General features: G+C 65.1%; 19 protein-coding genes and 1 other RNA gene. 12 read left to right on the top strand and 8 right to left on the bottom strand.

All coding sequences use genetic code 11. The features are described 5' to 3' along the window. Positions 1–157 precede the first annotated feature (157 nt). Positions 158–537, bottom strand: a transfer-messenger RNA (tmRNA) gene (gene ssrA / locus A9O65_RS13730). A 43-nt stretch (positions 538–580) separates the two neighbouring features. Further along, a complete protein-coding gene (gene smpB, locus A9O65_RS13725) occupies positions 581–1072 on the bottom strand; it encodes an SsrA-binding protein SmpB (RefSeq protein WP_064702399.1) in 492 nt (163 codons plus the stop codon). A 129-nt stretch (positions 1073–1201) separates the two neighbouring features. Here smpB and A9O65_RS13720 point away from each other — a divergent pair, with 129 nt between their 5' ends. Beyond that, positions 1202–1636 carry a type II toxin-antitoxin system RatA family toxin gene (locus tag A9O65_RS13720; RefSeq protein ID WP_064700571.1) on the top strand — a complete coding sequence of 145 codons (435 nt, stop codon included), beginning with the start codon at positions 1202–1204 and terminating at the stop codon, positions 1634–1636. After that, positions 1626–1940 (top strand): RnfH family protein, encoded by a 315-nt coding sequence (locus A9O65_RS13715; RefSeq protein WP_064702398.1) that lies wholly within the window; start codon positions 1626–1628, stop codon positions 1938–1940. The genes A9O65_RS13720 and A9O65_RS13715 overlap by 11 nt, the downstream gene beginning before the upstream one ends. A 12-nt stretch (positions 1941–1952) precedes the next feature. On the opposite strand, the gene A9O65_RS13710 is transcribed toward A9O65_RS13715, so the two are convergent. After that, positions 1953–2375, bottom strand: a complete 423-nt coding sequence (locus A9O65_RS13710; protein WP_064700611.1) for an outer membrane protein assembly factor BamE — start codon at positions 2373–2375, stop codon at positions 1953–1955. Positions 2376–2447: 72 nt separating this feature from the next. Between A9O65_RS13710 and fur the strand changes: the two genes are divergently transcribed. Next, positions 2448–2894: a ferric iron uptake transcriptional regulator gene (gene fur / locus A9O65_RS13705; protein WP_064700569.1), complete on the top strand. Its 447-nt coding sequence runs from the start codon at positions 2448–2450 to the stop codon at positions 2892–2894. 76 nt (positions 2895–2970) lie between these two features. Here fur and recN read toward each other — a convergent pair whose 3' ends face one another. Then, positions 2971–4644: a DNA repair protein RecN gene (gene recN, locus A9O65_RS13700; protein ID WP_064702397.1), complete on the bottom strand. Its 1674-nt coding sequence runs from the start codon at positions 4642–4644 to the stop codon at positions 2971–2973. A gap of 221 nt (positions 4645–4865) precedes the next feature. Here recN and grpE point away from each other — a divergent pair, with 221 nt between their 5' ends. The 5 genes from grpE to A9O65_RS13675 all read left to right on the top strand — a co-directional run bounded on the left by grpE (position 4866) and on the right by A9O65_RS13675 (position 10461). Next, positions 4866–5516 carry a nucleotide exchange factor GrpE gene (grpE, locus tag A9O65_RS13695; protein WP_064702396.1) on the top strand — a complete coding sequence of 217 codons (651 nt, stop codon included), beginning with the start codon at positions 4866–4868 and terminating at the stop codon, positions 5514–5516. 127 nt (positions 5517–5643) lie between these two features. Then, entirely contained in the window at positions 5644–7584 is a 1941-nt protein-coding gene (gene dnaK, locus A9O65_RS13690; RefSeq protein ID WP_064702395.1) for a molecular chaperone DnaK, read from the top strand. 92 nt (positions 7585–7676) lie between these two features. Next, the gene (gene dnaJ, locus A9O65_RS13685) at positions 7677–8816 is read left to right on the top strand and encodes a molecular chaperone DnaJ (protein WP_064700565.1); all 1140 of its coding nucleotides are present in this window, start codon (positions 7677–7679) and stop codon (positions 8814–8816) included. 116 nt (positions 8817–8932) lie between these two features. Further along, complete coding sequence (locus A9O65_RS13680) at positions 8933–9565, top strand: LysE family translocator (protein ID WP_064700564.1); 633 nt, start codon at positions 8933–8935, stop codon at positions 9563–9565. Next, entirely contained in the window at positions 9562–10461 is a 900-nt protein-coding gene (locus tag A9O65_RS13675) for a DMT family transporter (RefSeq protein WP_064702394.1), read from the top strand. The genes A9O65_RS13680 and A9O65_RS13675 overlap by 4 nt, the downstream gene beginning before the upstream one ends. On the opposite strand, the gene A9O65_RS13670 is transcribed toward A9O65_RS13675, so the two are convergent. Genes A9O65_RS13670 through A9O65_RS13660 form a run of 3 tightly spaced genes read right to left on the bottom strand, consistent with a single transcriptional unit; the run spans position 10439 to position 13396 of the window. Beyond that, positions 10439–11188 (bottom strand): ABC transporter ATP-binding protein, encoded by a 750-nt coding sequence (locus A9O65_RS13670; protein ID WP_064702393.1) that lies wholly within the window; start codon positions 11186–11188, stop codon positions 10439–10441. The two genes, A9O65_RS13675 and A9O65_RS13670, sit on opposite strands and share 23 nt — an antisense overlap. Next, positions 11182–12267: a FecCD family ABC transporter permease gene (locus A9O65_RS13665; protein ID WP_064702392.1), complete on the bottom strand. Its 1086-nt coding sequence runs from the start codon at positions 12265–12267 to the stop codon at positions 11182–11184. Before A9O65_RS13665 ends, A9O65_RS13670 begins: the two co-directional genes overlap by 7 nt. A gap of 1 nt (position 12268) precedes the next feature. Next, positions 12269–13396, bottom strand: coding sequence for an ABC transporter substrate-binding protein (locus A9O65_RS13660; protein WP_064702391.1), 1128 nt, complete (start codon positions 13394–13396; stop codon positions 12269–12271). A 245-nt stretch (positions 13397–13641) separates the two neighbouring features. On the opposite strand from A9O65_RS13660, the gene A9O65_RS13655 reads away from it, so the two are divergent. Together A9O65_RS13655 and A9O65_RS13650 are read left to right on the top strand one after the other, a co-directional pair. Then, positions 13642–13923 (top strand): DUF2218 domain-containing protein, encoded by a 282-nt coding sequence (locus A9O65_RS13655; protein WP_064700559.1) that lies wholly within the window; start codon positions 13642–13644, stop codon positions 13921–13923. Between the two features lie 3 nt (positions 13924–13926). Beyond that, the gene (locus tag A9O65_RS13650) at positions 13927–14859 is read left to right on the top strand and encodes a DMT family transporter (protein ID WP_064702390.1); all 933 of its coding nucleotides are present in this window, start codon (positions 13927–13929) and stop codon (positions 14857–14859) included. Here A9O65_RS13650 and A9O65_RS13645 read toward each other — a convergent pair. Beyond that, positions 14836–15849 carry an esterase-like activity of phytase family protein gene (locus A9O65_RS13645; protein ID WP_064702389.1) on the bottom strand — a complete coding sequence of 338 codons (1014 nt, stop codon included), beginning with the start codon at positions 15847–15849 and terminating at the stop codon, positions 14836–14838. The genes A9O65_RS13650 and A9O65_RS13645 overlap by 24 nt on opposite strands. Positions 15850–15957: 108 nt before the next feature. Between A9O65_RS13645 and dapB the strand changes: the two genes are divergently transcribed. Together dapB and carA are read left to right on the top strand one after the other, a co-directional pair. Further along, complete coding sequence (gene dapB / locus A9O65_RS13640; RefSeq protein ID WP_064702388.1) at positions 15958–16764, top strand: 4-hydroxy-tetrahydrodipicolinate reductase; 807 nt, start codon at positions 15958–15960, stop codon at positions 16762–16764. 292 nt (positions 16765–17056) lie between these two features. Continuing rightward, positions 17057–18202, top strand: coding sequence for a glutamine-hydrolyzing carbamoyl-phosphate synthase small subunit (gene carA, locus A9O65_RS13635; protein WP_064702387.1), 1146 nt, complete (start codon positions 17057–17059; stop codon positions 18200–18202). Positions 18203–18206 lie beyond the last annotated feature (4 nt).

Genomic DNA, 18206 nt, shown 5'->3' with positions numbered 1-18206 from the left:
TGAAATAGATGAAGAGCCTCATATATACAGTATCAGCAAGGATGAAAAGGATGGCAAATGTTGACCAAAAAGCTGACTACACCATGCCGAAATCAGGCATATTCAGGCCCAAAAAACAAAAACAGCCACTCGTAAGTGGCTGTTTTCATTGCTTGTGTGGTGGAGGCGGCGGGAATCGAACCCGCGTCCGCCGACACTCGCCCATCGGCTCTACATGCTTAGTTCCGTCTTTTGCTTTAACGCCTCTGGCTCCGACGGGCAGGATCCAGAAACGCGATTCCTCTGAGTTTTAGCGGCTGACACGAGGACGGGGCCAGCCGCGATCCCATCAGTCTGAGCTCGTATCCCATCGGTGATGAATGGGCACATCACCTCCGGGCCGGACTAGAAGCTAGCAGGTTTTACGCTGCCAGCGCGCCCTGAGCGTAGTTGTCGTCGTTTGCGACTATTTAATCGTGATGTTGGATTTACGAGATACATCACGCTCTCGGCATGCACCTCAGGGGTTGTCATCGGCGTCGAAGCCATGTCGCCCCCGTAACGTCGCCATTCTAACAGAGTGGCTATGGGTGTGACAGCCTTATGTCTTGTTGTGCTCGCGCAGGATGCGCCCCTTCTGCCGCTGCCAGTCGCGGTCCTTCTCGGTGGCCCGCTTGTCATGGAGCTTCTTGCCGGTCACCAGCGCCAGCTCGCACTTCACCTTGCTGCCTTTCCAGTACAGCTTGAGCGGCACGCAGGTGTGCCCCTTGTCCTGGGTGCGCGAGAAGATCCGGGCGATCTCCTTGCGATGCAGCAGCAGCTTGCGTGTCCGGGTCGGGTCGGCCACCTCATGGGTGCTGGCGGTATTGAGCGGGGTGATATGGCTGCCCAGCAGCCAGGCTTCCCCGTTCTTGACCAGGATGTAGGTGTCGGTGAGCTGCGCCTTGCCAGCGCGCAGGCTCTTCACCTCCCAACCGGCCAGCGCCAGGCCGGCCTCGAAGGTCTCGTTGATGTGGTACTCGAAACGTGCCTTCTTGTTCAGGGCGATGGCGTTGCTGCCCGGACCCTTACCCTTACCTTTCTTGTTGGCCATGGAACCTCATATTCTGTCTTGCCGATGCTGGCCTGCCCCTCCGATATGGGGGGAAGCGTGATACCATTCAAGGCCTGAAATAACCGCTCATGATACGCCTTGGGCCCCTTGAAGTCAGCGGAGAGGTCAATGCCAACGGTCAATCGGTCCGCCTTGGTGCGGCACACCCCCCAGCAAATGTTCGATTTGGTCAACGATTTCGAACGTTATCCGGAATTCCTGCCGGGCTGTCGGCGTGCGCGGTTGCTCGAACGAGATGCCGAGCATCTGGTCGGTGAAATGACGCTGGGCCGTGCCGGTATCGAGCAGAGCTTCACTACACGCAATGATCTCCAGGAGCCTGAACGCATCGATCTGGCATTGGTCAGCGGCCCCTTCAAGCGCCTGCGCGGGCGCTGGCTGTTCCTGCCGATGGGCGAGGATACCTGCAAGGTCAGCCTGGAGATGGAGTTCGAGTTTGCCAATCGTCTGCTGGGCATGGCGTTCGGCAAGCTGTTCCAGCAGGTGGCAGGCCAGCTGGTGGATGCCTTCACGCGTCGCGCCGATGAGCTCTATGGTCGCTGAGGGCAAGGGCGTCGTGAACGTCGAAGTGGCCTTTGCGCTGCCGCACAGGCAGCGCATCGTCTCTTTGACGCTGCCCGAGGGCGTCAGCGCCCGCGAGGCAGTGCGCAACGCCGATCTTGCACAGTATTTCCCCGATGTGGCGCGCGAGACCTTCGAAAATGCCGCGCTCGGCATCTTCGGCAAGGCGCTGCGCGACCCGGATCGATATGCACTGCAAGAGGGCGACCGGGTGGAGGTCTACCGGCCGCTGCGCATCGATCCCAAGGCGGCGCGGGCCGCCCGTGCCGCCGACAAGCAGGGCTGAGGCGAGGCGGTATCAGTCGTCCTCGGGCTGTACGTTGAGCAGGTTGCCCGTCCGCTCTCCGGCGGAATCCATCGGGCCGATGCCGCGTTCGTTGGCCACCGACGGGGCACTCGAGAAGTCGCCGTGCCGCTCGATGTCCGCCAGTCGATTGCCCTGGAAGGTCAGGGTGAGACGGCGTTGCTCGACGCCGCCGTAGGCCTCGTCCAGGCGGTAGACGTAATCCCATTGTTGCGCGTCGAAGGGTGCCTCGAGCATCGGGCTTCCCATCAGGTCGACGACCTGCTGGCGCGTCATGCCGGGTTGCAGTTGAGCGGCCATCTCGGCGGTTACCAGGTTGCCCTGGGCCAGGTCGCGCTTGTACACGCCGAAATAGCTGCAGCCGCTGATCAGGGTCAGGGCGACGGTAAGGGTGACGGTTCGAGTCAGCTTTTGCATTTGCGCCTGTTCTTCACTATCGTGGTTTTGGTCGATCATACCCGACCCTACCTGATACTGCGAAGAGCAACCATGGCCGACCAGAACCATGAATTACGCAAGGCCGGTCTGAAAGTGACCCTGCCGCGCGTCAAGATACTGCATATCCTCGAGAACGCCACGGGGCAGCACCACCTGAGCGCCGAGGATGTCTACAAGACCCTGCTGGAAGCGGGCGAAGACGTGGGCCTGGCCACCGTCTATCGTGTGCTGACACAGTTCGAGACCGCCGGTCTGGTGACTCGTCACAACTTCGATGGCGGCCATGCCGTCTTCGAGTTGACCCAGGAGGAGCATCACGACCATATGGTGTGCCTGGAAAGCGGCGAAATCATCGAGTTCTTCGATGACACCATCGAGCGTCGCCAGCAGGAAATTGCCGAGGAGCACGGGTACGAACTCGTTGATCATGCCCTGGTGCTTTATGTGCGCCCCAAGGGCTCCAAGGTGACGCGCCAGGAATCGCCCGGCAAGAAGTGAGCGCGCTCACCCGATGAGGCGTGACTGACGGCGCCCCCGTTCCAGCGGACGGGGGCGTCGTCTTGCGTTTGCACGATCAGTGATGGGCGCGCTGGCTGGCGTCGAGCATCTCGCGGGCGTGCGCCAGGGTCTGGTCGGTCAGTTTCATGCCGCCCAGCATCCGTGCGAGCTCGCCGACCCGCCCGGCTTCGTCAAGCAATGCCATGTGCGTCAAGGTCGTCTCGTCTTCGGCCTGCTTGGCGATATGCAGGTGCTGATGGGCCTGAGCGGCGACCTGGGGGAGGTGGGTCACGGTCATCACCTGGCCGCCTTTCCCCAGGCGCCGGAGAAGCTGGCCGACGACCTCGGCGGTGGCGCCGGAGATGCCGACATCGACCTCGTCGAAGACCAGGCTCGGTATGGTGGAATGCTGGGCCGCGACCACCTGGATCGCCAGACTGATCCGTGACAGCTCCCCGCCGGAGGCGACCTTGGTCAAGGGGCGCGCGGGTTGGCCGGGGTTGGCGCTGATCAGGAAGCGGGCGCGTTCGAGCCCTTCGGCGGCCGGAGCCTCTCGGGCCGCGAGAGCGACCTCGAAGCTCGCCTTGCCCATGGCCAGGAAGGCCAGTTGCTCCTGCACGGCCTGGCCGAAACGTCGGGCGGCATCCTGGCGGGCGGCGCTCACCGCCTCGGCCTGTCGCCGCCAGTCCTGTTTCAGGCTCTCGACCTCGGCGGCGAGGGCGTCCAGGTTGCCGTCTCCGCCCTCCAGTTCGGCAAGTTCCTCGCTGAGGCGCCGATGCAGTGCGACGAGTTCGTCGGGTTGCACCTGATGCTTGCGGGCGATGCGATGGGCTTCGCCGAGGCGTTCTTCGACCCAGGCCAGGCGCTCGGGGTCCAGTTCTACGCCGGAGGCGAAATGATTGAGTTCACGCCCGGCCTCTTCGACCTGGATGCAGGCGTCTCCCAGCATGCTCAAGGCATCGGCCAGGGCGCCGCGATCGCTGCCGGGTAGCGCCGACAGCCGGTTCACCGCCTGATGCAGCAGTGGCAGGGCGCCGCCTTCGTCACCGTCGCAGCATTGGGCGGCGAACTGGGCTTCGCGCAGGCGTTCCTCGGCATGTGCCAGTGCTTCCTGCTCTTCCTCCAGGCCTTCCAGCTCGCCCTCGGCCAGGGCCAGCTGGTCGAGTTCCTCGACCTGGTAGCGGAGCAGCTGGAGGCGGGCCAGAATTTCGTCGTTATCCTCCGAGAACCGCTTGAGCCGCTGATGAGCCTCGCGCCAGGCGCGGAAGGTCTCCGCCATCTCGCGTACTGCCGGGCCGTGGTCGGCGAAATCATCGAGCAGGTGCAGGTGGGTCTCCTCGCGAAGCAGGCCCTGATGGGCATGCTGGCCGTGGATCTCGATCAGGTGGTCGCCCAGGGCCTTGAGGTCCGCCACCGTGGCGGGCTGGCCATTGATCCAGGCCTTGGAGCGGCCGGCTCGGGTGACCACGCGGCGCAGCAGGCAGTCGTCGCTGGGGAGCTCGCGCGCCTCGAGCCAGGCGCGGGCGGCGGGCAGGTCGGCGATGTCGAAGCGGGCGGTGAGGTCGGCTCGCTCGCAGCCATGGCGGACGCTGCCGGCATCCGCTCGTTCGCCGAGGCACAGGCCGAGCGCCCCGAGCAGGATGGACTTCCCGGCCCCGGTTTCGCCAGTGATGGCGGTCATGCCGCCTTCCAGCTCGAGTGCCAGGTGATCGACGATGGCGAAGTCGCGAATGGCGAGCTCTGTCAGCATGATGCCTCCCCGGGGCCTTCCGGAATCCACTGGTTATACATCCATTGCCTTGTGCGTTTATACAGTAGTTCAAGTCCCGGAACAACGCACGATATCAATCCGCTCGATCGGGTGCCTTGAGTTCCGAGCAGTCAGCCCCATATACCCCGCAACGACGATTCACCCCGACAACATGTCTTGCAGGCGGCCCATGGCCGCCGGCCGTCATTCAGGAGGCACACATGGCCAAAGATCCGCAGACCCCGCTGGACGACGAGCTCTCCCGTCAACAGGAGGAGTCCGACGCCCAGGTGGAGCCGGAGTCCGTGGAGGGCGAGCTCGAGGAGGCTGTCGAGCGCGCCGAGCAGACCCAGGAAGAAGGCGAAGTGCAGGAAGAAGAAGGCGAAACGCCGGACAACCCGGAAGCCGAGGTCCTGGCTGCCAAGGTCGAGGAGCTCGAACAGAGCCTGGCCGAGGCCAAGGACCAGTCGCTGCGAGCCGCCGCCGAGGCGCAGAACGTGCGTCGGCGTGCCGAGCAGGAGGCCGAGAAGGCCCGCAAGTTCGCGCTGGAGAAGTTCATCAAGGAGCTGCTGCCCGTGGTCGACAGCCTGGAGAAGGCGCTGGACGCCATGGGCGAGGACGCCACCGAGGCGCATCGCGAGGGCGTCTCCATGACGCTGAAGATGCAGCTCGACGTGCTGGGCAAGTTCGGCGTCGAAGTGGTCGATCCTGCCGGCGAGCCGTTCGACCCGCAGTACCATGAAGCCGTGACGATGGTGCCCAACGCTGAGCTGGAACCCAACAGCGTGATGGAAGTGATCCAGAAGGGGTATCTGCTCAACGGTCGTCTGGTGCGCCCGGCAATGGTAGTGGTCAGTCAGGCCGCCGAGTGACATTTCGCGCCGAAAAGCGGCCCGGAGCCCTTGAAAAGGCGCCGAGGGCCCCCAGATAGACGGCAACCCCGCGGTGAAAGCCGCGCACACGAACGAATCTGCAACATCGATATTTCGAGGATTTCCTATGGGACGCATCATCGGTATTGACCTGGGGACCACCAATTCCTGCGTGGCCGTACTCGACGGCGAGAACGCCAAGGTGATCGAGAACGCTGAAGGCGCACGCACGACCCCGTCCATCATCGCCTACACCGACGACGGTGAGACGCTGGTGGGACAGGCGGCCAAGCGCCAGGCGGTCACCAATCCCCAGAACACCCTGTACGCCATCAAGCGCCTGATCGGTCGTCGCTTCCAGGACGACGTCGTCCAGAAGGACATCAAGATGGTGCCCTACACCATCACCGAGGCCGACAACGGCGACGCCTGGGTCGAGGTCAAGGGCAACAAGCTGGCGCCGCCCCAGGTCAGCGCCGAAGTGCTGAAAAAGATGAAGAAGACCGCCGAGGACTACCTGGGCGAGACCGTCACCGAGGCCGTCATCACCGTGCCGGCCTACTTCAACGACAGTCAGCGTCAGGCCACCAAGGATGCCGGGCGCATCGCTGGCCTCGAGGTCAAGCGCATCATCAACGAGCCGACGGCGGCTGCGCTGGCCTATGGCATGGACAAGTCCCGTGGCGACAAGACGGTCGCGGTCTATGACCTGGGTGGCGGTACCTTCGATATCTCGATCATCGAAGTGGCCGACGTGGACGGCGAGACCCAGTTCGAGGTGCTGGCCACCAACGGCGACACCTTCCTGGGCGGCGAGGACTTCGATCTGGCGCTGATCAACTACCTGGTCGATCAGTTCAAGTCCGACAGCGGCATCGACCTGTCCGGCGACAACCTGGCCATGCAGCGCCTCAAGGAAGCCGCCGAAAAGGCCAAGATCGAGCTGTCCAGCGCGCAGCAGACCGAGGTCAACCTGCCCTACATCACCGCTGACAACACCGGTCCCAAGCACCTCAACGTCAAGGTGACTCGGGCCAAGCTCGAGTCGCTGGTGGAAGAGCTGGTGGCACGCTCGCTGAAGCCGTGCAAGACCGCCTTGGCCGATGCCGACCTGTCCGCTTCCGACATCGACGATGTCATCCTGGTGGGCGGCCAGACCCGCATGCCGCTGGTCCAGTCCAAGGTCGCCGAGTTCTTCGGCAAGGACGCCCGCAAGGACGTCAACCCGGACGAGGCCGTGGCCGTGGGTGCCGCGATCCAGGGCGGCGTGCTGGGCGGCGACGTCAAGGACGTGCTGCTGCTCGACGTCACCCCGCTGACCCTGGGCATCGAGACCCTGGGTGGCGTGATGACGCCGCTGATCGAGAAGAACACCACGATCCCGACCAAGAAGACCCAGACCTTCTCGACGGCGGACGACAACCAGACGGCCGTGACCATTCACGTGCTCCAGGGCGAGCGCAAGCAGTCCAGCGGCAACAAGTCCCTGGGTCGCTTCGACCTGGCCGACATTCCGCCGGCGCCGCGCGGTGTGCCGCAGATCGAGGTCGCCTTCGATCTGGACGCTAACGGCATCCTTAACGTGTCCGCCAAGGACAAGGCCACGGGCAAGGAACAGTCGATCGTCATCAAGGCGTCCAGCGGCCTGTCCGAGGAAGAAGTCGAGCAAATGGTCCGGGATGCCGAGGCCCATGCCGACGAGGACAAGAAGTTCGAGGAGCTGGTGGCCCTGCGCAACCAGGCCGATGGCATGGTCCACGCCGCCCGCAAGACTCTCGAGGAAGCCGGCGACAAGGCGACCGATGAAGAGAAGCAGGCCATCGAGAACGCCGCCAGCGAACTCGAGGAGGCCGCCAAGGGCGACGACAAGGACGACATCCAGGCCAAGCTCGATGCCCTGACCGAGGCGTCCGGCAACCTGGCCCAGAAGATGTACGCCGACCAGGCCGAAGCCGGTCAGCAGCCGGGGGACGACGCCGGCGAGCAGGCCGAGGGCCAGAAGAAGAAGGAAGACGACGTGGTCGACGCCGAGTACGAGGAAGTCAACGACGACCAGAAGAAGCAGTAAACCACGACGTCTGAATCACGGCTGACGCCAGCGCGGGGGCACGACTCCCGCGTTGGTGTTTCCGCAGCGTCGCTACGGAGGCGGACAGACACATGTCCAAGCGTGACTATTACGAGGTGCTGGGCATAGAGCGCGGGGCCGATCAGAAAGAGATCAAGAAGGCCTACCGGCGCCTGGCACAGAAATACCATCCGGACCGTAATCCGGACGATGACACCGCCGCGGAGAAGTTCCGCGAGGTTTCCGAGGCCTATGAGGTCCTGACCGACAGCGAGAAGCGCGCGGCCTATGACCAGTTCGGCCATGCCGGCGTCGATGGCCAGGCCGGTGGCGGCGGCTTCGGCGGTGCGGGAGCCGGCGGCTTCAGCGACATCTTCGGCGATGTCTTCGGCGACATCTTCGGCGGTGGCGGAGCGCGCCGCAACCCGAATGCCCCGCAGCGCGGCAGCGATCTGCGCTACAATCTCGAGCTCGATCTCGAGAGCGCCGTGGCGGGCACCAGCGTGGATATCCGCGTGCCGCGCCACATCGAGTGCGAGCGCTGCGATGGCGATGGTGCCGAGCCTGGTTCCAGCAAGGAGACCTGCCCGACCTGTCACGGCCACGGCCAGGTGCGCATGCAGCAGGGTTTCTTCGCCGTGCAGCAGACCTGCCCGACCTGTCACGGCAGCGGCCAGCACATCAAGGTGCCCTGCCACAAGTGCAATGGCGAAGGTCGGGTGCGCGAGACGCGCACGCTTTCGGTGAAGATTCCGGCCGGTGTCGATACCGGCGACCGGATTCGCCTCAACGCCGAAGGCGAGGCGGGTATCAACGGCGGGCCGCCCGGCGACCTCTACGTACAGGTGGCAATCAAGCCGCACCATATCTTCGAGCGCGACGGGCGTCACCTGCAGTGCGAGGTGCCGATCAACTTCGTCGACGCCACCCTCGGCGGCGAGCTGGAAGTGCCGACCCTGGATGGCCGGGTGAAGCTCAAGATTCCGCCCGAGACCCAGACCGGCAAGATGTTCCGCCTCAAGGGCAAGGGCGTGAAACCGGTGCGTGGTGGCCCCGCCGGCGACCTGCTGTGCAAGGTGGTGGTCGAGACGCCGGTCAAGCTCAGCGAGGAACAGAAGGACCTGCTGCGCCGCTTCCAGGACAGCCTGGACGGCAGCAACAGCCATCACTCGCCGAAGAAGAGCAATTTCTTCGATGGCGTGAAGAAGTTCTTCGAGGACATGAAGCCTTGAGGTACGAGGTGTCGTAAGCGCTTCTGTCGCCCCCGCCGTTCTCCCGGCGGGGGCTTTTCTTTGTGTGCCCGCCGTTCTACCGTAATGGATTCCCCTGCCGAGAAGGACTCTGTGTCATGGAATGGCTCGCCTTCGTGATTGCCGCCCTGGGTTTCGCCTATCTGCCCGGTCCCGCCATGCTGTATACCGCCGCCCAGACGCTGGGGCGAGGGCGGCGAGCAGGATTCGGTGCGGTACTGGGCGTTCACCTCGGCTGCTATGTCCATGTGATCGCCGCGGCGCTGGGGCTAGCGGCGCTGTTTGCCGCCGTGCCGCCCGCCTATGTGGCCATGAAGGTCATCGGCGGCTGTTATCTGTTGTGGGTCGGCATGCGCCTGTGGCGACGCGGCATCGGCTCGCCCGACGCGTCGGAGGGTGCCGGCAAGGGTAGCCGTCGGGCGTTGATCGACAGCATGCTGGTCGAGATACTCAACCCGAAGACGGCACTGTTCTTCGTGGCCTTCCTGCCGCAGTTCGCGCAGCCGGAGGCCGGCATGGCGATGGGGTGGCAGTTGCTCTGGCTGGGCATCGCCACAAACTTCCTGTTCTCCTCGGCCGACGTGGTCGTGGTGATGCTGGCCGCGCCCTTGCGTCGCTGGCTGCAGGGGCCGCGGGGCTCGACGCGCCTCGCCCAGCGCCTGGGCGGCGGTTTGCTGGCCAGCCTGGGCGCACACGGTCTGACACAGGTCTATCGACAGGGAATTTCATGACCGACGCCATGGATCGGCCGCTGGCCGGCATTCTGCTCAGGCTGCTCTCCGGTGTGCTGTTCACGGGGATGATGGTGTGCGTCAAGGCGGTGAGCACGGCGGTGCCGCTGGGGCAGACCGTGTTCTTCCGCTCGGCCTTTGCACTGTTGCCTATCGTGATGTTCATGATCTGGCGGCACGAGTTTCCCCGTGCACTGGCGACGCGGCGTCCCGCTGGGCATCTGGTGCGCTCGGGGCTGGGGGCGGCAGCGATGTTCGCCTCCTTCGCGGCGGTGGCCAGACTCCCGGTGGCCGAGGCCACGCTGTTGGCGCAACTGGCGCCGGTGGCCATGGCGGTGGGGGGTGTGCTGTTGCTGGGAGAGCGCTTCACTCTCCATCGAGCGGCGGCCCTGGCGCTGGTGCTGGGCGGCGTGGCGGCGCTGGTGGTGCCCGATCTGGGCAACGGGGAGCAGGCCGGGCGTCTCCCGGGATATGGCCTGGGCATTCTGGCTGCCTTGCTGACGGCGGGAGCACTGGTCACGGTGCGGCGCATTTCGCGCACCGAGACGCCGGCCTCCATTGCCTTCTATTTCGTGCTGGTCACGGCGTTGGCGGGCCTGGCCACCTGGCCGCTGGGCTGGGTCGAGGTCTCGGGGACGACGCTGACGATGCTGATCCTGGCCGGCCTGTTCGGTGGAGCGGCCCATATCTGCATGACGCTGGCGCTGCGTTTTGCCGAGGTGTCGCGCCTGGCGCCCTTCGAATATGTTGCGCTGATCTGGCCGGTGCTGGCCGATCTGCTGATCTTCGGGCTGCCGCTGTCGCCGGGCTTTCTGGTCGCGCTCCCCCTGGTGTTGGGCGGCGCCGGGCTGGCCGCCATGGAAGGGCGCCGCGTCAGGTGGCCCCTTCGACGATGAGCTGGGGCGAGCCCTGTGAGCAGGCCTCGATGCGGGTCTCCACGCGGTAGATCTGGCGCAGCAGCTCGGGGGTGACGACCTGTGCGGTCGGTCCGCAGGCGATCAGGCGACCGCTTTCCAGCATGATGGCCTCATCCGTGAAACGCAGTGCCTGACCTAGGTCATGCAGGGCGGCGAGGATCAGCATGCGGCGCTCACGGGCGAGCCGCCTCAGGATCGACAGCAGCTGGATCTGACGATGCAGGTCCAGCGCGGAGGTAGGCTCGTCGAGCAGCAGGATCTCGGGGTCTTGCACGAGAGCTTGGGCCGCGCCCACCAGTTGGCGCTGGCCGCCGCTCAAGTCGCCGATGTCACGCTCTCCCAGGTCGACGATGCCCAGTTCGTGCAGGGCACGGTCGACCTCGGCGAGGTCTTCGGCCTGGACTTTCAACCTGCGCCCCTGCATGCGGGCCAGCAGCACCGATTCATAGACGCTCAGCACGGCATTCGCGCCGGTGTCCTGCGGCATGTAGGCCAGAGGGCGTTCGTGGGTGGCGCCGTCGATGCGCACGCTGCCACCGCCACCGATCAGGCCGAGGATGCGCCGGAACAGCGTGGACTTGCCTGCAGCATTGGGGCCGAGCAGGGCGACGACCCGGCCGCCCTCGAGCGGTGGCGTGCTGATCTCGGAAAGGATCTGGCGGCGGCCATAGTGGGCCGTCAGGCGGTCGAGCGTGAGCGTTACCATGCGGACTTCTTGTGGTTGAGGACGAGGAACAGGAAGAACGGAATGCCGACCAGCGAAGTGATGATGCCGATGGGAATGATGGTGCCGGGCAGGATGATCTTCGACAGTACCGAGCCGATGGAGAGGATCAGGGCACCGCACAGCGCCGCACCCGGCAGGAAGAAGCGCTGATCCTCGCCCATTAGCAGGCGGGCGATATGCGGTCCGACCAGGCCGATGAAGCCGATGGTGCCGACGAAGGCCACGGCGATGGCGGCGAGCAACGAGACCAGCACCAGGACTTCCAGCCGCAGTGCCCGGGGTTTCACGCCCAGGCTCTCGGCCTTGGCGTCTCCCAGCCGCATGGCGGTGAGCGCCCAGCCATGGCGTGCGAGCAATGGCAGCACCACGACCAGCACGGCGGTGGCGATGCCGACCTTGGGCCAGGTGGCCTTGGTCAGGCTGCCCATGGTCCAGAACACCACCGCGGCGACCGCTTGCTGGCTGGCGAAGAACTGAATCAGTGCCATCAGCGAGTTGAAGATGAACACCATGGCAATGCCCAGCAACACGATGGTCTCGATGGTGACACCGCGCTTGAGGCTCAACGCATGGATCGCGAAGGCCGTCAGCATGGCCATGATGAAGGCATTGATCGGGATCACGTATTCGATCGCGGCGGGTACGATCACCACGCCGAAGGCCAGTGCCAAGGCGGCGCCGAAGCTGGCCCCGGCGGAGATGCCCAGCGTGAAGGGGCTGGCCAGCGGGTTGCTGAGGATGGTCTGCATCTGGGCGCCGGCCACCGACAGGCTGGCGCCGACCACCAGCGCCATCAGCGCGACCGGCATGCGGATGTCCCACAGGATCACCCGAACCTGCGGGCTGACGGCCTCCGGGGAGAAGAGCGCGGCGATCACTTCGCCCAGGCTGAAGCGGGCCGGCCCCAGAGCGAGGTCGATACACAGGCTCAGGCACAGCGCCAGCGTCAGGGCGGCCAGGATCCATTGCCGCCGTACCACCAGCTGACGGTAGAAGCCGCGTCCCTGGAGCGTGGAGGACGTTGTGGCGGCGGCTTGGTCGGGAGGCGAGGCGTGCATCTCAGTGTTCCTTCAGCGAGACCCAGTACCCCGGCGCGTAATCCACCGGCAGGAAGCGCTGGTGCAATTCTTCCATCGTCGCTTCAGGGTCGAGGTCGGCGAAGAGCTCGGGGTGGAGCCACTTGGCCAGTTGTTGCACGGCGACGAAATAGTAGGGGCTGTTGTAGAACTGGTGCCAGATGGCGTGGACATTGTCGTTCTCGACGGCCTCGATGCCTGTCATGGCCGTGCGCTCGGTCAGCGCTTCGAGCTTGGCGCGCGCGGCCGTCATGTCGGCGCCGGGGCCCACGCCGACCCAATCGCCACCGGGCACGTAGGCATCCCAGTTACCGCCGGTCACCACGACATGCTGCGGGTTGGCGGCGATGATCTGCTCGGGGTTCAGTGTGCCGAAGGTGTTCGGAATGATGTCCTTGGCGATATTGGTGCCGCCGGCGATCTCGACGTACTCGCCGAAATTGCCGGGGCCGAAGCTCATGCAGCAGTCTTCCGAATAGCCGCCGGCACGGTCGATGAAGACACGTGGTCGCTCGGGGTCGGCGTCCTCGATCGTCTCGGTGACGCGCGCCATCTGCGCATCGGCGAAATCGATGAAGGCATCGGCCGCCTCCTCCTCGCCGAGCAGCTTGCCCATCAGCCGCATGGACGGAACGGTGTGCTCGAGCGGCGCTTCGCGGAAGTCGACGTAGACGATGGGAATGCCCAGCTCGGCGAGCTTGTCGTCATAGGCGGCGTCTTCGGTGGCGGTCTTGGCCTCGAGGTTCATCAGCACGACATCGGGATCGAGAGCGGCGGCCTGTTCGACATCGAAGGTGCCATCCTTGAAACCTCCGAAGGTGGGAATTTCCTTCAACTCAGGGAAGCGCTCGGCATAGGCGGCGTAGTTGTCCGGATCAGCCTGGGAGAAATCTTCTCGCCAGCCCACCACGTGCGCGAACGGATCCTCCGGTTGCAAGGCGGCGAGCAGATAGATCTGGCGGCCTTCCCCGAGGATGACGCGATCGACGGGGGCATCGACGGTGACCTCGCGGCCGGCAACGTCAGTGACGGTGATCTCGTCGGCATGGACGGCCGTGCCGACGAGTGTGAGAACGAGACCGCCGAGGGTCTTGAGCAGAGGGGCATGCATGAGTTTCGTCACTCGCTGGTGGGTCGACAGGTTCGAGGCGTCGACGAGCACGGCGATATGGAGCTCGCCGTTGCAGATCGTTCCTATTTGCAACGGGCCAGTTTGGCGTAATCGCCCGATGTTGTCGAGATGTGGAAGTCTCGTTTCGAGAAACCGAACGGAGGGTTCGTGGAGGCGGGGCTGGCGTCAGAGGGGAGCGTCGTCATAGGCTGAGCATTCATGACCGAGGAGTGAGGGAGGGCGTTATGCCGATTTCACGTGCCGAGATTGTCACCGAATCCGGCGACAAGCTGATCAACCGGCTTTGCAAGCACTGGGCGCACAAGCTGGAGGTGGAGCAAGGAGAAGGGGAGGGGCGGATCACCTTCGACAACGGAAGCTGCCTGCTGCGCGCCGAACAGGACAAGCTGAAGGTGGCGGTCGAATCTCTGGACGAGGAGGGGCTGGACCATCTGGAAGGTGTGGTGGCGAGCCACCTCGAGCGCATGTCCGGCAAGGAATCCCTGGATATCATCTGGGAGAACTGAGCCATGACGGCCCGAACCGCCCATCTGGGCATGCTGCTCTGGGCGGCATTGGTGGGCCTGTCGTTTCCTGCCGTGGGGCTGATGAGCGCGCTGCCACCGATGTTGCTCACTGCCCTGCGTTTCGCCATTGCCTGTCTGGGACTATGGCCGTTGGCATATCGGGCCGAGGGCTTTGCGCTCACGCGCCGGGCCTTGCCGGTCTACGTGCTGATGGGCCTGTGTCTGGCAGGGTTCTTCGGTGCCATGTTCTGGGCCGCGCATCATGCCACGGCGCTGTCCATGGCCACGCTTTATGTCACCGTGCCGCTGCTTGCCTATGGGCTTGGGCTCGGATTCCGCGTGGAGCGTCTGGCCTGGCGGTTGCCGGCGATCCTCGCGCTGGGGGCCGTCGGGGCCTTGGCGCTGGCCTATGCCGAGGCACTGGTGCGGGGCGGCCAGATACGCTTCGGCATGGGCGAGGCCGTGTTCTTCGTTGGCTGCCTCTGTTCGGCATTCTATCCGGTGCTCTCCAAGTGGGGGCTGAATGCGGGACGGCTGCCGGCCTCGGCGGCGGTGCGGACTTTCTGGAGCCTGGGGTTGGGCGGCATATTGATCGGCGCTCTGGGCGTGGCAATGGAGCCGGTGTCGCGCTTCTCGGCGATGGTCTGGTCCGATGCGTTGCTGCTCGTCTACCTGGGGCTGTTTTCCAGTGCCTTGACCTTCTGGTTGATGCAGCGTGCGACCCTGGTGCTGACGCCCGGGGCGATTACCGCTTACGGCTATCTGGTGCCGTTCGTCTCCATGCTCGTGCTCTTCCTGCGTGTTCCCCGGAGCCTGGATTGGGCCTGGTTGCCGGGCAGTCTCATGGTGCTGGTGGCCATCGCGCTGTTGCTGCGTCATGACGCTGGCAGCAGCCGGCCGAGTGCTGGGGGCTCAACGCAGACGCAGGCAGACTAGCAGGCTGCGCTGCAAGGGGCTGGCATTGTCATCGCTGAGCAGCAGCAGACGGCCGTCGTCGAGCCGGGTCAGGCCTTCCATGTTGTCCAGCCACCAGCCGTCGGCGCTGGAGAAGCTGGCCAGGGTGTCGACGTCGAGTTCGGGCGGCTTGCCCAGCCGAACTCGACGCAGGCTGATCACCAGCGGCGCCGGTGGTGCGAAGGCGCGCTCGAGCGCCAGCAGGTCGTCGCCGTCGCGGGTGAGTTCGGTCAGGGCGCTGCCGGTCGGGGTCGCCAGGGGATAACGCCACTGCTGGCCCTCGAGTGTGAAGAGGCGTGTTTCCTTGGAGGCGGCGCCGCGAGGGGGCGACTCCAGGCCGAGGATGAGGCCGTGCTCGGGGTGCCGCGTCATGGCTTCCATGCCCTTGTTGGCGGCCGCGCCAGCCGCTGCTTCCGGCCGGACGGGAGGTGCCAGGGGAGTCCCGTCAGGGCGGAAGCGCTGCAGGCGATGATCGCGTTCGAAGCTGACCCAGTACTCGGTATCGCCGAGCTTGCCATTGGCTGCATGGCGTAACGACAGGGACTCGGCATCGGCCGCCGAGCCTTCCAGCGGGTCGCCGTCGGCATCGCGCAGGCGGTGGCTGTCGATGGGCGAGAGGCCGTTCAGATGGCCCGCCTCGAAGCGTGGGCGGGCCCGGTGCAACCAGCCCCGATCCGATACTAGGTGCAATAGCCCGGCATCGTGCTCCCAGGCCAGATCGGAGAGGCCGTTGACCGGCGTGCCGTCCGGCCAGTGGCCGGGCAGGGAAAGCGTGCCGCAAAGGTCGACTCGCGCCGGTGGCGTGACCTCGGCGCCGGCCAGCGGCACGACGCGAGCGCGCTCGGCACAGCCCGAGAGGGTCGAGAGCAAGGCGGCGAGCAGGGCGGTGGTCGTCAGGCGGCCGATGCGGTGCGGCGCAGTCGAAATCCGGGGCATGGTGGTCTCGGCGTTGGTGGCATGGCGAGAGTTCATTCTGGCACAAGCCTGTGCCGATTCGGTGACAGGGGCGTCGCAGACGGCCCGGTGCGGCGTTGTTATACTGCGGCCCTTCCATTGCAACGATCTTCGCGAGGAGTTCGCATGACCCGTATCGCCATTGCCGGCGTCGCCGGCCGCATGGGCCGCACCCTGGTCAACGCCGTGCAGCAGGATGCCGAGGCCACGCTCGCCGGCGGCACTGTCTCGCCGGGCAGCTCGCTGGTCGGTGCCGATGTCGGCGAGCTGGCCGGCAGCGGCAAGCTGGGGGTGATGGCCACCGATTCGCTGGCGGGGATCGTCGATGATTTCGATGTGCTGATCGATTTCACCACGCCCCGGGTGACCCTGGATAACCTGGCGGTCTGCGCCGAGCATGGCAAGCGCATGGTGATCGGTACTACCGGGCTTGCCGACGAGGAGCTGGCGGCGCTGGACGGCTACCGTGATCGGGTGCCCATGGTCTTCGCGCCCAACATGAGCGTGGGTGTCAATCTGACCTTCAAGCTGCTGGAGACTGCCGCCCGCGCGCTGGGCGACGAGGGCTACGATATCGAGGTCATCGAGTCCCACCATCGTCACAAGGTGGACGCGCCCTCCGGCACGGCCCTGAAGCTGGGCGAGGTAGTGGCCGATGCCCTGGGGCGTGACCTGAAGACCGATGGCGTCTTCGAGCGTGTCGGACAGTGCGGGCCGCGCAGTGACAAGGAGATCGGTTTCGCCACGGTGCGCGCCGGCGACATCGTCGGCGAGCATACCGTGCTGTTTGCCACCGAAGGCGAGCGCATCGAGATCACGCACAAGGCTTCCAGCCGCATGACGTTTGCCAGGGGCGCCGTACGGGCAGCGCGCTGGGTGGCCGGCAAGCCGGCAGGGCGTTATGACATGCAGGATGTCATCGGGCTGGATTGAAGGGTAGCCGAGCGGCCTCGGATGCTTTAAAATCCCCCAAATTTTGGCCGGGCGCCGGCACTCGCCGCGCAAACGCTTGTTGCGTCGGCCCAGCATTCCGAGCGAATGACAACAAGCGGGATGAAACCGGTCTTCATTGTCGGGTTTCGTCCCGCTTTTTTGCGGGTCGGTGGCTGGGGCGCCCCGGGACGATCAGGCGGGAGTCTAGTCTGCCTTGCGACGGTTCCGGGCTTGCCTGAGCTGTCAGCGCCATTCGAGAAGTATTCCTTGACGAGCATGGGAGGACGTTGCGTTGAACAAACCCGCGATACTGGCCCTGGAAGATGGCAGTGTGTTTCATGGCACCGCCATTGGCGCCGATGGGCAAACTAGCGGTGAGGTGGTGTTCAATACGGCCATGACAGGCTACCAGGAGATCCTCACCGACCCTTCCTATAGCCGTCAGATCGTCACCCTGACGTATCCGCACATCGGCAATACCGGCGTCAACAGCGAAGACGTGGAGTCCTCCGGGATTGCTGCCGCCGGGCTGGTGATTCGCGACCTGCCTCTGCTGGCCAGCAACTTCCGCTCCGAGCAGTCGTTGTCCGATTATCTGGCGGAGCAGAACGTGCTGGGCATCGCCGATATCGACACGCGCCGGCTGACCCGCCTGTTGCGCGACAAGGGCTCGCAGAACGGCGCTATCCTGGCCGGTCCTGATGCCGAGGGCGAGGACGCCGAAGCGCGTGCCCTGGAAGCGGCCAAGGCTTTCCCTGGCCTCAAGAACATGGATCTGGCCAAGGTCGTCTCCTGCACGGAATCCTACGAGTGGAGCGAGGCGGAATGGTCGCTGGGCACGGGATACGCCGATGCGGCCCAGGGCGAGCGCCCCTATCATGTCGTCGCCTACGATTATGGCGCGAAGCGCAATATCCTGCGGATGCTGGCCTCCCGAGGCTGCCGGTTGACTGTGGTGCCGGCCCAGACCTCGGCTGAAGAGGTGCTGGCCATGAATCCGGATGGCATCTTCCTCTCCAACGGCCCGGGCGATCCCGAGCCCTGCGACTATGCCATCAGTGCCATCCAGTCGTTTCTGGAGACCGACATCCCGGTCTTCGGCATCTGCCTTGGCCACCAGTTGCTGGCGCTGGCCAGCGGCGCGCGGACGGTGAAGATGGGGCACGGCCACCATGGTGCCAACCACCCGGTGCAGGATCTCGACAGCGGCCGAGTGATGATCACCAGCCAGAATCACGGCTTCGCCGCCGATGAGGCCACGCTCCCGGCCACCTTGCGCGCCACTCACCGTTCTCTGTTCGATGGCACCCTGCAGGGTATCGAGCGCACCGACCGGCCGGCATTCAGTTTTCAGGGACACCCCGAGGCGAGCCCCGGCCCCCGGGACATGTCGCCGCTGTTCGACCGTTTCGTCGACATGATGCGGTGTCGACGCTGACGCC

It is taken from the genome of Halomonas caseinilytica (assembly GCF_001662305.1).
GTDB classification, from domain to species: domain Bacteria; phylum Pseudomonadota; class Gammaproteobacteria; order Pseudomonadales; family Halomonadaceae; genus Halomonas; species Halomonas caseinilytica.
This window is presented reverse-complemented; position numbering and strand designations above follow the sequence as displayed.

Excerpts from the sequence above, each read along its gene's own strand:
- A9O65_RS13655 (WP_064700559.1), top strand. The coding sequence starts at position 13,642 with ATGCCGATTTCACGTGCCGAGATTGTCACCGAATCCGGCGACAAGCTG.
- dapB (WP_064702388.1), top strand. The coding sequence starts at position 15,958 with ATGACCCGTATCGCCATTGCCGGCGTCGCCGGCCGCATGGGCCGCACC.
- A9O65_RS13675 (WP_064702394.1), top strand. The coding sequence starts at position 9,562 with ATGACCGACGCCATGGATCGGCCGCTGGCCGGCATTCTGCTCAGGCTG.
- A9O65_RS13680 (WP_064700564.1), top strand. The coding sequence starts at position 8,933 with ATGGAATGGCTCGCCTTCGTGATTGCCGCCCTGGGTTTCGCCTATCTG.
- A9O65_RS13670 (WP_064702393.1), bottom strand. The coding sequence starts at position 11,188 with ATGGTAACGCTCACGCTCGACCGCCTGACGGCCCACTATGGCCGCCGC.
- dnaK (WP_064702395.1), top strand. The coding sequence starts at position 5,644 with ATGGGACGCATCATCGGTATTGACCTGGGGACCACCAATTCCTGCGTG.
- A9O65_RS13710 (WP_064700611.1), bottom strand. The coding sequence starts at position 2,375 with ATGCAAAAGCTGACTCGAACCGTCACCCTTACCGTCGCCCTGACCCTG.
- fur (WP_064700569.1), top strand. The coding sequence starts at position 2,448 with ATGGCCGACCAGAACCATGAATTACGCAAGGCCGGTCTGAAAGTGACC.
- A9O65_RS13720 (WP_064700571.1), top strand. The coding sequence starts at position 1,202 with ATGCCAACGGTCAATCGGTCCGCCTTGGTGCGGCACACCCCCCAGCAA.
- recN (WP_064702397.1), bottom strand. The coding sequence starts at position 4,644 with ATGCTGACAGAGCTCGCCATTCGCGACTTCGCCATCGTCGATCACCTG.
- A9O65_RS13715 (WP_064702398.1), top strand. The coding sequence starts at position 1,626 with ATGGTCGCTGAGGGCAAGGGCGTCGTGAACGTCGAAGTGGCCTTTGCG.
- A9O65_RS13660 (WP_064702391.1), bottom strand. The coding sequence starts at position 13,396 with ATGCATGCCCCTCTGCTCAAGACCCTCGGCGGTCTCGTTCTCACACTC.
- A9O65_RS13645 (WP_064702389.1), bottom strand. The coding sequence starts at position 15,849 with ATGAACTCTCGCCATGCCACCAACGCCGAGACCACCATGCCCCGGATT.
- A9O65_RS13665 (WP_064702392.1), bottom strand. The coding sequence starts at position 12,267 with ATGCACGCCTCGCCTCCCGACCAAGCCGCCGCCACAACGTCCTCCACG.
- dnaJ (WP_064700565.1), top strand. The coding sequence starts at position 7,677 with ATGTCCAAGCGTGACTATTACGAGGTGCTGGGCATAGAGCGCGGGGCC.
- smpB (WP_064702399.1), bottom strand. The coding sequence starts at position 1,072 with ATGGCCAACAAGAAAGGTAAGGGTAAGGGTCCGGGCAGCAACGCCATC.
- A9O65_RS13650 (WP_064702390.1), top strand. The coding sequence starts at position 13,927 with ATGACGGCCCGAACCGCCCATCTGGGCATGCTGCTCTGGGCGGCATTG.
- grpE (WP_064702396.1), top strand. The coding sequence starts at position 4,866 with ATGGCCAAAGATCCGCAGACCCCGCTGGACGACGAGCTCTCCCGTCAA.